This window comes from Paraburkholderia sp. MPAMCS5 (assembly GCF_036016995.1).
Classification (GTDB): Bacteria; Pseudomonadota; Gammaproteobacteria; order Burkholderiales; family Burkholderiaceae; genus Paraburkholderia.
Map to the genome: position 1 here is coordinate 80,972 of NZ_JAYXBK010000020.1, position 14,798 is coordinate 95,769.

A 14,798-nucleotide genomic window follows, 5' to 3' on the forward strand; every position below is an offset into this window, starting at 1 on the left:
TGTTTTCCTAGATTAAAAATATAAATTAGGAATACTCTTGCCTGAACGCATCAGCAGCAGTGTCAGTGCGAATTATAAGAATGTAAGAGGCATATGAATTGGTGAAATTTCCGAATTTTGGCACTGCAAATCCTGTATCGGATATCGTATGTGGGTATTACCGATTTTGACTCGTTTACCGCGGCTGGACCTGGCGCGGTTAGGCGCAAAAATCCAGCACCAACGGCGGCTTGAGGCGCCACTGGCGCCAGCGTGAGCCGCTGCCGGAGGCGCCCATTCGCCGTATGCGCCGGGCGGCTTAATGCAGGGATAAAGAGTTGATTTAAGTGGGAGGTGACTTACTCCGCATATATGCGGAAATTTCCTTTCTGTTTTTCCTGTTTCCTGATTTTTAGAGACAAAGCCCACAGTTAGATTCGCCATGCGTGAAAACTTTGGATCGAGCTTTAAACGTGCCGGTCGGTTTTTTTGCGGGGAGCGTGTGCGCACGGTTTCTCAAATCGAACTGCAAGCGGGGCTTGCCCTCTATTTAGGGAATTTATGAATAAGTCGTATATCAGCGTCTGGAATGACGCATCCGGAACGTGGGTGGCTGCGCCCGAAACTGCAAAGGCGCGTGGTCGTGCGACAGCTTCGTCTTCCACCGCCCCGGCTGACACGAGTGCTCCGAGCCGTCCGGCAACGGCCTTGAAGGCCGCGTTCATGCCAATCGCCATGGCGATCGGGGCAATGGGTATGTCGATGGTGCCGGGTACGGCGGCGGCGCAAGCCGTTACGGGCAACGGCGGTCTCGAGTTGTGTCCGGGGCAGTTGAATATGGGGGCAATGGGCACGTCGTGGGGTCCGGTCTCGAGCGCCGTCCAATTGATGAAATGCAACACCTCCGACGGGATGTCGTTCGCTTTGAATAACGCCGCGAGCGACAACGGCGCATGGGGTTTGCACGGTACGACAGCCTCCGTGGTCGGTTATACCGACGGGCATCTGGAAATCCAGGGCGTGTATGGCATTCACATGATGAATGACGTGCAGATGCTGGGCAATAAGGTCACGCAACTGGGAAATGGCGACGTCTCGTTGAATAGTTCGGACGCGGTCAATGGCGCACAGCTCTATCAGTACACGCGCTATTTCCAGGCAAACTCGCCTTCGTCCGAAGCCGCTAGCAGTGCGCGGGCCACCGGTTCCAGTTCAGTCGCGTCTGGTCCATATTCCTTGGCGGCCGGCAACAATTCCAGTGCATATGGCGCAAACACCGTGGCGTTGGCATCCAACTCCGTTGCGTTGGGCGCGGGTTCGGTTGCCAGCCGTAGCGATTCTGTGTCGGTCGGCTATCTTTCCTCGGACGGCAAATCGCAGTACACGCGACAAATCACCAACGTGACCGCGGGCGCCGCAGGCACCGATGCCGTCAACGTTAACCAGTTGAATGCCGCCATTGCGAGCGTCAATGGCGGAGGCGGCGGTGGTACTGTCACTCCCAATGCCGTGACGTACGACAGCTCCCTGTCAACCTTGATCACTCTCAAGGGCACGAACGGTACGAAGATCACGAATCTGACTGCGGGCGACATTTCGTCGAACTGGAGCACGGATGCGGTCAACGGTTCGCAGCTGTATCAGACCAACCAGAACGTTGTGAACGTTGCAAACAGCGTGGCCAACGTTGCCGGCAATCTCGCGAATGTGACCAATGTGGTCAACAACTTCGTGAACAATGGCATTGCTGGCAATCCGCTTATCGTGACGTACGATTCGTCGGCTCGCGACACCGTGACGCTCGGCGGTACGGCTCATACGTCGGCGGTCAAGCTGACGAACGTGGCGGCAGGCGATATTTCGTCGGCCACGAGCACCGACGCGGTCAACGGTAGCCAGTTGTATGCGACCAACCAGACGTTGAATGCTCTCGGGAATAACCTGAGCGGCGCCATCACCAACATCTACAATCACGGCGTCAAGTACTTCCACACGAATTCGACGCTGGCTGACGGATCGACAGACGGCGCGGAATCGGTGGCGATCGGCGGCATGGCGATCGCATCGGCGAACAACTCGGTGGCCTTGGGTTCGAACTCGGTCGCTAATCGCGCGAATGCCGTGTCGGTGGGTTCGTCAACCGCTCAGCGTCAGATCATCAACGTCGGCGCAGGCACGCAGAACACCGACGCGGTGAACCTCGGCCAGATGAACGCCGCGATCGCTGCTGTCGCGGGCGGCGGTTCGCCGGACGCAGTGATTTACGACTCGTCGGCGCATACCCAGCTCACGCTCGGCGGCAAGCTCTCTACCACAGCCGTTGGCCTGACGAACGTGGCGGCTGGCCAGGTCGTGTCGAGCAGCAAAGATGCTGTGAACGGGGCGCAGTTGTATAGCACGGCAAGCAGCATTGCGAATGCACTCGGCGGCGGCTCGAGCGTGAGCGCAAGTGGTGCAGTGACCAACCCGGCTTACATTGTGCAGGGCAGTACGTACAACGATGTCGGCTCGGCACTCACCGGAGTGAACACTGCCATCAGCGGCCTCAGTAACGACGTCGAGAATTCGTCGAAGTACATTAAGGTTGTATCAGCTTCTTCTTCTTCAATTGCGACGGGCTCCGAATCGGTGGCGATCGGCGGTTCGGCCTATTCGAGCGGAGCCAGCGCTGTAGCTATTGGTTCCGGTGCGCGCGCCCAGTTCGCGAACTCGGTGGCGCTGGGTGCCAATTCGCGTGTGACCGTGGCGAACGCGGTTTCAGTTGGCGACGTCGGCTCGGAACGCCGCATCATGAACGTGGCGAACGGTGTTGCAAATAGCGACGCAGTAACGGTCAGTCAATTGTCCGCGGTTCAGGCTGCACTGACGCAACAGATGCTGAAGTCGGGCGGCGTCAAATCGATGCTTCTTGGGGCTTCACCTCTCGGTGCGACTCCTGTCACCGCATACATTGCGGTGAGTTCAAACGTTACGGCGGGCACTTCGACGAGCACCGACAACTCGACGGACGCAATGGCGATCGGGCCGACTGCAACCGCGCTGGGTACGGGGTCATTGGCCGTCGGCGCCGGTTCCGGCACCGCGCTCGCGGGTTCTACAGCAGTCGGTACGGGGGCAGCGGCTCTTGCACTCGAATCAACGGTGATTGGCGCGGGCGCCAGTACTAGTAACGCTGCTACCAATGCTGTCGCGATCGGCTACAACGCCGCCGCGCAGGGCGCCAACGCCCTGTCGCTGGGCTCGACCAGCATGGCCAACGCCTCGAATGCAGTTGCAATGGGCGGTAGCGCGGTGGTTACAACCGCAGGCACGAATTCAATGGCTTTCGGCGCGAATGCTACCGCCAGCCAGGCTAATTCCGTCGCTTTCGGCGCCAATGCAACAGCTAGTGCAACGAATTCCGTGGCGTTGGGCAGCAACTCCGTTGCTGACCGCGCCAACACTGTGTCGGTGGGCAGTGCCTCGGCACAGCGTCAGGTCGTGAACGTGGCAGCCGGTACGCAAGGTACGGATGCGGTCAACATCACGCAATTGACCGGCGTGGCCAACATGATCGGCGGCGGCGCGGGAGTGAACGCCGACGGCACGATCAAAAAGCCGTCGTTTATCATCAGCGGGCTGACCTATTCAGACGTCGGTGCGGCCATTACCGCTGCGGCGTCGAGTGGCACGGCAAACGCCGTTCAATACGATTCATCGGCGCGCAACAAGGTGACACTGGGCGGTCTGGTGGGCACCCCCGCGCCGGTCACTCTGACCAACGTGGCTAACGGTGTGGCGAGCAGCGACGCAGTGAACGTTGCACAGCTGCAGGCCATGGGCGGCACGTTCAACAGCAGCGGCGTGGTCACAAACGCGTTTGTTGCCTATGACGACACGACCAAAGCCAAGGTGACCTTTGGCGGCTCCGGCGCGACGAAGGCAGTGACGCTGACCAACGTGGCCAACGGTGTGGCGAGCAGCGATGCAGTGAACGTTGCACAGTTGCAGGCCATGGGCGGCACGTTCAACAGCAGCGGCGTGGTCACGAACGCGTTTGTTGCCTATGACGACACGACCAAAACCAAGGTGACGCTTGGCGGCTCCGGCGCGACGAAGGCGGTGACGTTGACCAACGTGGCCAACGGTGTGGCGAGCAGCGATGCAGTGAACGTTGCACAGTTGCAGGCCATGGGTGGCACGTTCAACAGCAGCGGCGTGGTCACGAACGCGTTTGTTGCCTATGACGACACGACCAAGGGCTCGATCACGCTGAAGGGTACGGGCGGCACGACAATCACGAACGTGAAGGCAGGCGCGCTGACTGCCACCAGCACGGAAGCAGTCAACGGTAACCAGCTGTATCAAACTAACGCCGACGTTGCAAACGTGGCGGGTAACGTGACGAACGTGACCAACACGGTCAACAACATCGTCAACGGCGGCGGCATCAAGTATTTCCACACGAATTCGACGCTTGCCGATTCGTCGGCGACCGGTACGAACGCGGTGGCAATCGGCGGTGCAGCAAGTGCATCGGCAACCAACTCGGTGGCGCTGGGTTCGAACTCGGTGGCCAGCCGCGCGAACGCGGTGTCGGTGGGCGCAGTGGGCACGGAACGTCAGATCATCAACGTGGCGAACGGTACGAACGGCACCGATGCCGTGAACGTGCAGCAGCTGCAGGCCATGGGCGGCACGTTCAACAGCAGCGGCGTGGTCACAAACGCGTTTGTTGCCTATGACGACACGACCAAAGCCAAGGTGACCTTTGGCGGCTCCGGCGCGACGAAGGCAGTGACGCTGACCAACGTGGCCAACGGTGTGGCGAGCAGCGATGCAGTGAACGTTGCACAGTTGCAGGCCATGGGCGGCACGTTCAACAGCAGCGGCGTGGTCACAAACGCGTTTGTTGCCTATGACGACACGACCAAAACCAAGGTGACGCTTGGCGGCTCCGGCGCGACGAAGGCAGTGACGTTGACCAACGTGGCCAACGGTGTGGCGAGCAGCGATGCAGTGAACGTTGCACAGTTGCAGGCCATGGGCGGCACGTTCAACAGCAGCGGCGTTGTGACCAACGCGTTCGTTGCATACGACGACACGACTAAAAATTCGATCACGCTGAAGGGCGCGAGTGGCTCGACGAAGATCACTAATCTGAAGGCCGGTACGCTGCTCAGCACAAGTCTCGACGCGGTGAATGGCAGCCAGCTGTTCGCCACGGCAAGCAGTGTTGCGAACGCGCTGGGCGGTGGTTCCACAGTTAGTTCTACCGGTGCGATTTCCGCTCCGAGTTATCAGCTTAGCGGCGGCACCTATTCGGACATCGGTTCGGCCCTTAGCGGTATCGACAGTCAAGTCAACTCGATCAACAACAACATCGCTGAACCACCTGTCCACGGACGGTGGTGGTTCGACCTACATCAACATCAGCAACCCTGGTTCGGGTGGCACGGCTGCGGACGCTTCGGGTTCTGATGCAATCGCGATCGGTAACGGTGCTGTCGCATCGGGTAGCGAATCGATTGCCATCGGCAAGAACACCAAGTCGACGGGTGACAACTCGGTCGCCATGGGTGCCGGAGCTTCGGCTGGCAACGCCAACTCGGTCGCGCTGGGTGCGAACTCCACGACGGATCGCGACAACACGGTGTCGGTGGGGTCTGCCGGCGCCGAGCGTCAGATCACCAACGTCGCAGCGGGCACGCAGGCAACGGATGCAGTCAATCTGGGCCAGTTGAACAATGCCATGGGCAACATGAGCAACACGATCAACAACGTTGATCGCAGTGCTGCCAAGGGTATTGCTGCCGCATCGGCGCTGAATATCGTGACGCCGTACCTGCCGGGTCGTACCACGCTGAATGCAGGTGTGGCGAACTACCGTGGCTACCAGGCGGTTGGTTTGGGCGTGTCCCGCTGGAATGAGAAGGGCACGGTCAACTACAACCTCGGCGTGTCCACCTCGGGCGGCAACAGCACCATCGTTCGCGCTGGTATCGGCATCGTCCTCGGCAACTAAGCAATGGCCGTCGGGCCTTGAATAGGAGCTTGAGACGTTAGCTGTCGGGGTCGCACGGGAAGTTTCCGTGCGACCCTCTTTCCATGAGAAAACAGACATGAAGTATTCTTTAATTGCCGTCGCGCTTGCCGCGATGTTGGCCGGATGTTCGTCGTCCGCGACGCGCGACCGGCTGCAAATCCAGGACCCCACCGTTCTGCAGAATGGCTTCAGCGCCACGCAAAGTCAGGCCGCTGGCGCCGTAACACCGCAATGGATCGAAACCTATGGCGGCATCAAGAACGGTGCATTGCTCGATACCGTTCAGGCTCGCCTGCAGGCGCTGGGCGAGCGCAAAAACAATTACTTCGGCGAGAAGGCGCAGTGCTGGCTGAACGCCGCGACTGCTGAGCGATATAGCCGCGATCATTGGGGCTTCGTCGAGGAAGCGCTGGTTCAGGCCAATCGCCTCACCACGGCGCTTGAAACCGGTCAGGGCCTTTCCGTCGACAATCCTGAATTGCGGACTGCGTCGGTGATTCGCCCGGATTTGTGGAAGCAGATTCTCGAGGCAAAGACGTCCCCGCTATTTCCGCAATGCCAGGAAGCGCAGCGTTTAACGGCGTGTTCCGAGGTGGAAATGATTCACGCCGGTCATGAGGCGTGGACGCGGAATTTCAGCGAAAGCCAGCGTCTTGTCGACGGCGTCGAGAAAGGCATGCCTGTTGTCGGCGCGGCGCTCGAAGCCTGCACGCCGCGCGCCGTTGCGACGCCGGTCCCCTCGATTCCACAGAAGATGACGCTGCAGGCCGACGCGACCTTCAAGTTCGACCGCAGCGATCTGAATGGCATGTTGCCCGCTGGGAAGACCAAGCTCGACCAGCTCGTTCGCGATCTGAAGCAAGTGGACGACGTGACGGGCATTCGTATCGAAGGCTATACGGACCGTCTTGGCAGTGACAGCTACAACCGGCAGTTGTCAACGAAGCGCGCGGAGACCGTCAAGCGCTATCTGCAAAATGGTGGCGTCACCACGCCCATAGGCGCACGCGGCCGCGGCAAGGAAAATCCGGTGGTCCAATGTAACGACCGGAATCGTCAGACGCTTATCGACTGCCTCGCGCCCAACCGTCGTGTCGAACTGGAATTTGCGCGCGGTGGTGCGCAGAAGCCCGTTCCGCCGAAGGATGGACTGATGCAAAACGAGCCGGAGCAGTGACAGAGGTGGCCCGTGTTTAACGCACACGCGGCCACTTTTAGCCACGCCTCCGCCATCTAAAGCAGGAGCGCGAAGCAATTCGCGCTCGCTTTTTTCTATCCCTTGCAGCTTGCTGAAAACAAATTCTGCGTGGATAAAACACGCGAATCCATTGTTATGAGGCAGTGCAGGAAATTTCCATTGCTCGCATAGAAAAGCCTCTTCCCATTTCAGAGTTGTCTCTCCGCGTTGTGGCAAAAATGAAAGCGCAACATGGTTAACATGAGTGCAAATTCGCGTTGGGCTTTTCTGTTTCGTTTTGCGCCCATTGATTAATAAGAAAACAAATGGAGCTGTAAATGAAGAGAATTGTAGTTATTGACGATCATCCAATCATTCGAGGAACGATAGCCAACGTGCTGCGGGCCGACCCTGAACTCGAGCTCGTCGGGGAGTGTGGCGACGGGGAAGACGGTTTGCAAATGGTCCTGACCGAAAAGCCGGATATGGTCATTGTCGATCTGGATTTACCGAGGCTCGATGGCTTATCCCTGATTCGCCGTATTCGCGAAGAAAATCTGAAAATCAGTATTCTTGTGCTTTCGGCAAAGCCAGAAGACGTCATGGCCGGATATACGCGTACCGCCGGTGCAAACGGCTACGTGGGAAAAGGGCGCCAAATGAGCGAACTGATTACGGCGCTCAAGACAATTCTTTTTGGTTATGACTGTTTTCCCGCCGACGCTGCCGGGCCCGCGCCGGAGAACGCCTTGAGTTCATTGTCAGTTCGCGAAGTCGAGGTGTTGCAGCACCTCGCCCGTGGTGCGAGCAATCGCGATATTGCGAGCCGCCTGTTTCTCAGTGACAAGACGGTAAGCACCTACAAAAGCCGCATCCAGGAGAAACTCGGGCTGTCGTCGTTGGCAGCTTTGATCGAGTTTGCTTCGTTGCATAAGCTGATCGACTAGGTTCTTGCAGCCATGAACGAAACGAATCTGCATGGCGGCGAAGACGCCGGCCTCAACCAGCATGCGCAACCCACCGCTCAGGCAGATCACGCACGCCCGGCGCAGGTGGCTGCGCGCGCGGCTGTGGAGACTGCACAGGCCATCGTCGGCAGCGCGCAGCCGGCTGATGCTCGCGAGAAGGCTCAGCACCCTGACACGAGCTTGAGCCCTTCTTTTGAGCCCTTCGATCATCGTTATCTCACTGCGCTGACTGACGAAGGCATCGATCTCGCCGATTTTCTGAGCAACTGGTGTCGCGTGATGCGAGACGACCTCGATAGTCTCGATCATCTGCGTCGCGAAGGTGAGTTGGATCTCCTGCCACGATTGCTGCACCGATTGAGCGGAGCATTAGGGCTGGTCGGGGCACAGAGTCTGATGGAAGCGTTGCGGCGCGCGAGTACGTCGCCGTCCGAGCGCAATGCCGCCGCACTCGACGCACTCGCAGCACGCACCCGAAATTTGCTCGCGCAGCTTGAGGCAGCGCCCGCTGCATATCGGAGCGCCAGGTCATGAGCAGGCCGCTGGCCTTGATCGAGGGCGATCTTGCGCTGCCGAGTTCGCGGCCGCTCGCCGGTTTGCCGCCGCCTTTTGGCTCGCGGCGACGGTCGGCCTCCGGGTCGGAGCAACGCACGCCGCAATCGGCATCGCTTGGCGGACGGTCCTATGCGGCGTCGCCAATCCGTCGCGGAAAAAAGGTGCCGAACGCCAAGCTCCTGTTTTTCTACAAGCTGCCACCGCAGCCCGATTTTTCGACTCATTTCGACGAGCAATTGGCCGAAGCGAGACACTATCTTGCTGCTGACAGACCACGTCCGAGTTCGTCGCGCTCGGACCATGTACTCGGCGCAGCCATTTTTGTGGGTTGCAGCATGGCGCTCGCGTGGCTGCTGGCAACCTGTTCGACGCCCGACGCCGCCAACAAGCTCACCACAGCCGCAAGGGAACCTGCGGCGGCCGCGCAGTCGCGCGCTGGCGCGGTTCATCCCGCAAGTGCGTTAGTAGCAGACGTCCAACGGCTGCAGCCGGCCACACAGGCGCCACAGTCCATGGCGGCACCTCGTACGATTGCGCAACATGCGCCTGCCCAGGCGAACACGTCGCTTGAGGCCGCACATCGTGACGAGCCGCGGCCTGCCGCTCACGTGCCCGGCCATGTCGCTGCACGCACCGTTCTTGCAAAAATCGAGCGCCCGCTCGGCATGACCCGCATGACCCACATGCAAGTCGCGTCGCGCATGGCGTTGACCCGTTCCTTCGATTCGCCAACCCGTGCTTCGGTATCGAAGCAACCCGAATGGACGGCGTCTGCATCGTCCGCGAGCGAATCAGCCGAACGCACGGCATTGCTCGATTGGGCCACGCAGCAGCGGCGCGCCACTGTCGCCACGCGTGCAAGCGTGCCCGCGCCGGGCGATACGGACTGGAACGCGCACATGACGCAGCGCCGGATCACAGAGAACCCTGCCGCCTTCCAGGCAGGCCGCGCACAGCCCTAAGCGCCAAACCAAGCAGCGAAAAAAAAGCCCGACCAGGGGTCGGGCTTTGAAAGTCGGCTGCGCCCTCCACAGGACGCAGCCCCTGCAAAACAGCCAAGCCGTTTGCTTTCCGCTCAGGCCGAACTTAAGCAGCCAGCAGCGAACGCAACACGAACGGCAGAATACCGCCGTGCTTGTAGTAGTCGACTTCGATCGGCGTGTCGATACGCAGCAGCACCGGCACGCGCTTCTCGCTGCCGTCCTTGCCGCGAATCACGAGCGTCACTTCCTGCTGCGGCTTGAAGTCTGCGCCGAGGCCTTCGATGTCGTACGTTTCCTCGCCGGTGATGCCGAGCGATTGCACGCTGTCCGAGCCCTTGAACTGCAGCGGCAGAACGCCCATGCCGACCAGGTTCGAACGGTGAATCCGCTCGAAGCTGCGTGCGACCACGGCCTTCACGCCCAGCAGTTGCGTGCCCTTCGCTGCCCAGTCACGCGACGAGCCCGTGCCGTACTCTTCGCCGGCAAACACGATGGTCGGCGTGTCGGCGTCGATGTATTTCATCGCTGCGTCGTAGATCGACAGTTGTTCGCCGCTCGGCTGGTGAATCGTCAGGCCGCCTTCCACGCGCGTGCCGTCTGCCTTCGCCGGGATCATCAGGTTCTTGATCCGGACGTTCGCGAACGTGCCGCGCATCATCACGTCGTGGTTGCCGCGGCGCGAGCCGTAGCTGTTGAAGTCGGCCTTCTGCACGCCGTTTTCCTTCAGCCAGCGGCCTGCGGGCGAATCTTCCTTGATCGAGCCAGCCGGGCTGATGTGGTCGGTCGTGACCGAGTCACCAAAGATGCCCAGTGCGCGCGCGTTCTTGACCGCCGCGATGCTGTCGGCCGGCGTCATCGAGAAGTCGTTGCCGAAGAACGGCGGCTCCGCGATGTAGGTCGACTTCGGCCAGTCGTAGACCTGACCTTCTTCGCCTTCGATCTTGCTCCACAGGTCGCCCTTCTTGGTGAGCTGCGAGTAGTTCTTGCGGAATGCGTCCGCGTCGAGCGCGAACTTGAGCAACGCGTTGACTTCGTCGCTGGTCGGCCAGATGTCGCCCAGATACACGTCTTTGCCGTTCTTGCCCTTGCCGACCGGTTCGGTCATCAGATCGCGCGTGATGTTGCCGGCGATCGCGTACGCGACGACCAGCGGCGGCGAGGCCAGGAAGTTTGCACGGATGTTCGGGTGAATACGCGCTTCGAAGTTACGGTTGCCCGACAGCACCGCTGCCGCGACGATGTCGTTCTTCGTGATCGCTTCGTTCAGTTCCGGCGTCAGGTCGCCCGCGTTGCCGATACAGGTCGTGCAACCGTAGGCGGCCAGCGTGAAGCCGAGCTTGTCGAGGTACTTCAGCAGATCGGTTTTCGTCAGGTACTCGGTGACGATACGCGATCCCGGAGCCAGCGACGTCTTGATGTGCGGAGCGACCGTCAGGCCGGCTTCGACAGCCTTCTTTGCCAGCAGGCCAGCGGCCAGCAGCACGCTCGGGTTCGACGTGTTCGTGCACGACGTGATCGCGGCGATCAGCACGTCGCCGTTCTTGACGTCGACGCCGTTGCTGGTCGTGTATTGCGTGTCCAGATCTTCTGCCTTCTTCGCGAAACCGTTTTCAGCCACCGGCTTCGAGAACAGATCGCCGAAGGTCGACTTCACGTTGCCGATTTCGATACGGTCTTGCGGACGCTTCGGACCCGCCAGCGACGGCGCGACCGAGCCCAGATCCAGCGTGACGACCTTCGTGTACTCGATGTCGCCTTCCTTCGGAATGCCGAACAGGTTTTGCGCCTTGAAGTAGTTCTCGAACGCCGAGATTTCAGCGTCGGTGCGGCCCGTGCCCTTGAAGTAGTCGATCGTCTTTTCGTCGACCGGGAAGAAGCCCATGGTCGCGCCGTATTCCGGCGCCATGTTGCCGATCGTCGCGCGGTCCGGCAGCGACAGCGAGCGCGTGCCTTCGCCGAAGAACTCGACGAACTTGCCGACGACCTTTTCCTTGCGCAGCAGTTCGGTGATGGTCAGCACCAGGTCGGTCGCCGTCACGCCTTCGCGCAGCTTGCCCTTCAGGTTCACGCCGACCACGTCCGGCGTCAGGAAATACACCGGCTGGCCGAGCATGCCGGCTTCAGCTTCGATGCCGCCCACGCCCCAGCCCACCACGCCGATGCCGTTGATCATCGTGGTGTGGCTGTCCGTGCCGACCAGCGAATCCGGGTAGTACACGGTGTCCGCGCCTTCGGCCTTCTTGTGCACGCCGCGTGCGAGGTATTCCAGGTTCACCTGGTGAACGATACCGACGCCCGGCGGCACGACCTTGAACGTGTCGAATGCCTGCATGCCCCACTTCATGAACTGGTAGCGCTCGTTGTTGCGCTGGAATTCCAGTTTCATGTTCAGATCGAGCGCGCCCTTTTCACGGAAGTGATCGATCGTCACCGAGTGGTCGACGACCAGATCCACCGGAACCAGCGGCTCGATGGACTTCGGATTCTTGCCCACGCGCTGCGCGACGCCGCGCATTGCCGCGATGTCGGCGAGCAGCGGCACGCCGGTGAAGTCCTGCAGCACGACGCGCGACACGACAAACGGGATTTCGTCGACGCGCGCAGCGGTCGGCTTCCAGTTCGCGAGTTGCGTGATGTGTTCTTCGGCGATTTTCTTGCCGTCGTAGTTACGCAGCACCGATTCCAGCACGATTCGGATCGAAACCGGCAGGCGGTCGATCTTGATGTTCAGTGCCTTGCCGAGTTGCGGCAGGGAGTAGAACTTGCCTTTGCCGGAACCGCTGTCGAATTCCTTGAGCGTTTTGTGGAGGTTGTGGGCCATGGTGTTTTCCTTGGTTTGATCGCGGAACTACAGTACTTAACTAGATGACGTACAAATCGACGTACTCATTGACCGGCATGGCTTCGAGCCGTGCCTGATCCAGCGACACGTCGAGAATCGCCAGTTGTTGCCTGACCGGGAAGCGGCGCGCGAGGTTGGTCTTGAACTTCTCGACCAGCAACGGAATTCCGTCTTCGCGACGACGCTTGTGACCGATCGGGTATTCGACTACGACTTCGTCGAACTGCGATCCGTCGTTGAATTCGATCGTCAGTGCATTGGCAATCGAACGCTTCTCGGGATCGTGGTAATTCTTCGTGAACTGCGCGTCTTCCATACATTCCATTTTGGCGCGCAGCACATCGATACGCGCGTCCTGCGCGACCGAATCTTCGTAATCCGCGGCCGTCAGGCGGCCGAAGATCAGCGGCACCGCGATCATGTACTGGATGCAATGATCGCGGTCGGCCGGATTATTGAGCGGACCTTTTTTGTCGATGATGCGGATCGCCGCTTCATGCGTGCGGATCGTGACTTTGCGAATGTCCTCGACGCGCCGGCCGCGCGCAACGAGTTGCGCGTGCAGCGAGATGGCCGCTTCCACCGCGGTTTGGGCGTGGAACTCGGCTGGAAACGAGATCTTGAACAGTACGTTTTCCATGACGTACGAACCGTATTCGCGCTGGAACCGGAACGCGTTGCCCTTGAAGAGCACGTCGTAAAAGCCCCACGCCTTCGCGCTCAGCACCGACGGATAGCCCATCTCGCCGGTCTTCGAAATCAGCGCGAGGCGCACCGCGCGCGAAGTCGCGTCGCCGGCCGCCCAGGATTTGCGCGAACCCGTGTTCGGCGCGTGGCGGTACGTGCGCAGCGCCTGTCCGTCGACGAGCGCCTGCGACACCGCATTGACCAGTTCGTCGCGCGTGAGGCCGAGCAACTGGCCGACCACCGCCGTGGACGCGAGCTTCACCAGCAATACATGATCGAGCCCGACCTTGTTGAAGGAATTCTCGAGCGCGATACAGCCTTGAATTTCGTGCGCCTTGACCATGGCGATCAGGACGTCTTTCATTGCCAGCGGCGCTTTGCCGGCCGCGATGGCCGTGCGCGAAAGCCAGTCGGCGGTCGCGAGAATTCCGCCGAGGTTATCCGACGGATGACCCCATTCGGCGGCAAGCCAGGTGTCGTTGAAATCGAGCCAGCGGATCATGGCGCCAATATTGAAGGCAGCCTGAACCGGGTCCAACTGGAACGACGTGCCCGGCACTTTCGCACCGTTGGGGACGATCGTGCCCGGCACGATGGGTCCCAACAGCTTGGTGCAGGCAGGGTAGGTGAGCGCCTCGAGTCCGCAGCCGAGCGTATCGATCAGGCAATGACGCGCGGTTTCCAGCGCGAGTGCGCTGTCGATCTGATAATCCAGAACGTAGTCGACGATATCGACCAGGACTGTGTCCGGATCGGGTCGCACGTTGGAAATCGGAGCGGACATCGAGGGTTTTCCTGACGACGACGAGTTAGTTGCTGCTCTTGTTGATCGCGTTCGATTGCGTCGCAGCCGGTGCGCCTTGCGCCATCGCGGCGGTTTGGCACTCGTCGGCCAGACGCGAGCTGTCCTTGTCCTGGAACAGCATGGCCTTGGTCGGGATCACGACGAGATCCATGCCGGTTGCGGCGTCGTGGAAACGGTCGGCGCCCGTGGTGGTCGCTTCGCGCGGCAGATTGTAGTTCTTGTTCGCCCAGTGAACCGTGACGATCTGGTCACGCTTCATGTCGCCCTTCATTTCGAAGGCGAGGCCGTCCTTGCACGACCACTTTTCTGCGCCTTCCGGCACCGGATCGTTCTTCGCTTCCTTGGCGGCATTTTCTTTACGCTTGATCAGGCGGCGCGGTTGCGGGCGTTTTGCAACCGCCTTCTTGGCAGCCGGCTTCTCGGTGGTCGTCGTTTGCGCGGCGGCGTCAGTCGCGACGGTCAGCATCGTCGTGGACAGGGCGCCAATCACGGCGGCGATCATCAGCTTCTTCATGGAGAAAACCTTTCTATCTAATTTCAGTTGAACGGTACGCGGTCTACCGGTCCTGGCGGCCGCGAGGTTGAACTGCACGCGCTTTGAAAGCGCACAGCGACCGCTATTTTCGCTTATTTAGCGGGACGTACTTCAAATTCTCGGGTCCGGTGTAATTCGCGCTCGGCCGGATGATCTTGTTGTCGATCCGCTGCTCGATAATGTGCGCGCTCCAGCCCGCCGTGCGCGCGATCACGAACAGCGGCGTGAACATGGCGGTCGGC

Annotated in this window: 10 protein-coding genes and 1 pseudogene; 7 read left to right on the plus strand and 4 right to left on the minus strand. The window is 60.3% G+C overall.

Going from position 1 to position 14,798, the window contains the following annotated elements; translation table 11 throughout:
- Positions 1-540: 540 nt before the first annotated feature.
- The 7 genes and pseudogenes from VOM14_RS28690 (at position 541) to VOM14_RS28720 (ending at position 9,666) form a co-directional block, all read left to right on the plus strand.
- Positions 541-5,439 carry an ESPR-type extended signal peptide-containing protein gene (locus VOM14_RS28690; protein WP_442955598.1) on the plus strand — a complete coding sequence of 1,633 codons (4,899 nt, stop codon included), beginning with the start codon at positions 541-543 and terminating at the stop codon, positions 5,437-5,439.
- Positions 5,440-5,449: 10 nt separating this feature from the next.
- A pseudogene (locus VOM14_RS28695) lies at positions 5,450-5,512 on the plus strand (hypothetical protein); the annotation flags it as partial.
- 21 nt (positions 5,513-5,533) lie between these two features.
- Positions 5,534-5,983: a YadA family autotransporter adhesin gene (locus tag VOM14_RS28700; RefSeq protein ID WP_327632110.1), complete on the plus strand. Its 450-nt coding sequence runs from the start codon at positions 5,534-5,536 to the stop codon at positions 5,981-5,983.
- Positions 5,984-6,080: 97 nt separating this feature from the next.
- Positions 6,081-7,181 carry an OmpA family protein gene (locus VOM14_RS28705; RefSeq protein ID WP_327632093.1) on the plus strand — a complete coding sequence of 367 codons (1,101 nt, stop codon included), beginning with the start codon at positions 6,081-6,083 and terminating at the stop codon, positions 7,179-7,181.
- Between the two features lie 338 nt (positions 7,182-7,519).
- A complete protein-coding gene (locus VOM14_RS28710) occupies positions 7,520-8,128 on the plus strand; it encodes a response regulator transcription factor (protein WP_327632094.1) in 609 nt (202 codons plus the stop codon).
- Positions 8,129-8,140: 12 nt separating this feature from the next.
- Positions 8,141-8,683: an Hpt domain-containing protein gene (locus VOM14_RS28715; RefSeq protein ID WP_327632095.1), complete on the plus strand. Its 543-nt coding sequence runs from the start codon at positions 8,141-8,143 to the stop codon at positions 8,681-8,683.
- On the plus strand, positions 8,680-9,666 hold the full coding sequence (locus VOM14_RS28720; protein WP_327632096.1) for a hypothetical protein: 987 nt from the start codon (positions 8,680-8,682) through the stop codon (positions 9,664-9,666). Before VOM14_RS28715 ends, VOM14_RS28720 begins: the two co-directional genes overlap by 4 nt.
- A gap of 124 nt (positions 9,667-9,790) precedes the next feature.
- Here VOM14_RS28720 and acnA read toward each other — a convergent pair whose 3' ends face one another.
- From acnA to VOM14_RS28740, 4 genes are all read right to left on the minus strand, one after another.
- Entirely contained in the window at positions 9,791-12,508 is a 2,718-nt protein-coding gene (gene acnA, locus VOM14_RS28725) for an aconitate hydratase AcnA (RefSeq protein ID WP_327632097.1), read from the minus strand.
- A gap of 40 nt (positions 12,509-12,548) precedes the next feature.
- Positions 12,549-14,000, minus strand: coding sequence for a bifunctional 2-methylcitrate dehydratase/aconitate hydratase (locus VOM14_RS28730; protein ID WP_327632098.1), 1,452 nt, complete (start codon positions 13,998-14,000; stop codon positions 12,549-12,551).
- 25 nt (positions 14,001-14,025) lie between these two features.
- On the minus strand, positions 14,026-14,535 hold the full coding sequence (locus VOM14_RS28735) for a hypothetical protein (protein ID WP_327632099.1): 510 nt from the start codon (positions 14,533-14,535) through the stop codon (positions 14,026-14,028).
- A 103-nt stretch (positions 14,536-14,638) separates the two neighbouring features.
- On the minus strand, positions 14,639-14,798 hold a 160-nt coding region (locus VOM14_RS28740), incomplete at its 5' end, for a citrate/2-methylcitrate synthase (protein WP_327632111.1).

Excerpts from the sequence above, each read along its gene's own strand:
- VOM14_RS28690 (WP_442955598.1), top strand. The coding sequence starts at position 541 with ATGAATAAGTCGTATATCAGCGTCTGGAATGACGCATCCGGAACGTGG.
- VOM14_RS28700 (WP_327632110.1), top strand. The coding sequence starts at position 5,534 with ATGGGTGCCGGAGCTTCGGCTGGCAACGCCAACTCGGTCGCGCTGGGT.
- VOM14_RS28705 (WP_327632093.1), top strand. The coding sequence starts at position 6,081 with ATGAAGTATTCTTTAATTGCCGTCGCGCTTGCCGCGATGTTGGCCGGA.
- VOM14_RS28710 (WP_327632094.1), top strand. The coding sequence starts at position 7,520 with ATGAAGAGAATTGTAGTTATTGACGATCATCCAATCATTCGAGGAACG.
- VOM14_RS28715 (WP_327632095.1), top strand. The coding sequence starts at position 8,141 with ATGAACGAAACGAATCTGCATGGCGGCGAAGACGCCGGCCTCAACCAG.
- VOM14_RS28720 (WP_327632096.1), top strand. The coding sequence starts at position 8,680 with ATGAGCAGGCCGCTGGCCTTGATCGAGGGCGATCTTGCGCTGCCGAGT.
- acnA (WP_327632097.1), bottom strand. The coding sequence starts at position 12,508 with ATGGCCCACAACCTCCACAAAACGCTCAAGGAATTCGACAGCGGTTCC.
- VOM14_RS28730 (WP_327632098.1), bottom strand. The coding sequence starts at position 14,000 with ATGTCCGCTCCGATTTCCAACGTGCGACCCGATCCGGACACAGTCCTG.
- VOM14_RS28735 (WP_327632099.1), bottom strand. The coding sequence starts at position 14,535 with ATGAAGAAGCTGATGATCGCCGCCGTGATTGGCGCCCTGTCCACGACG.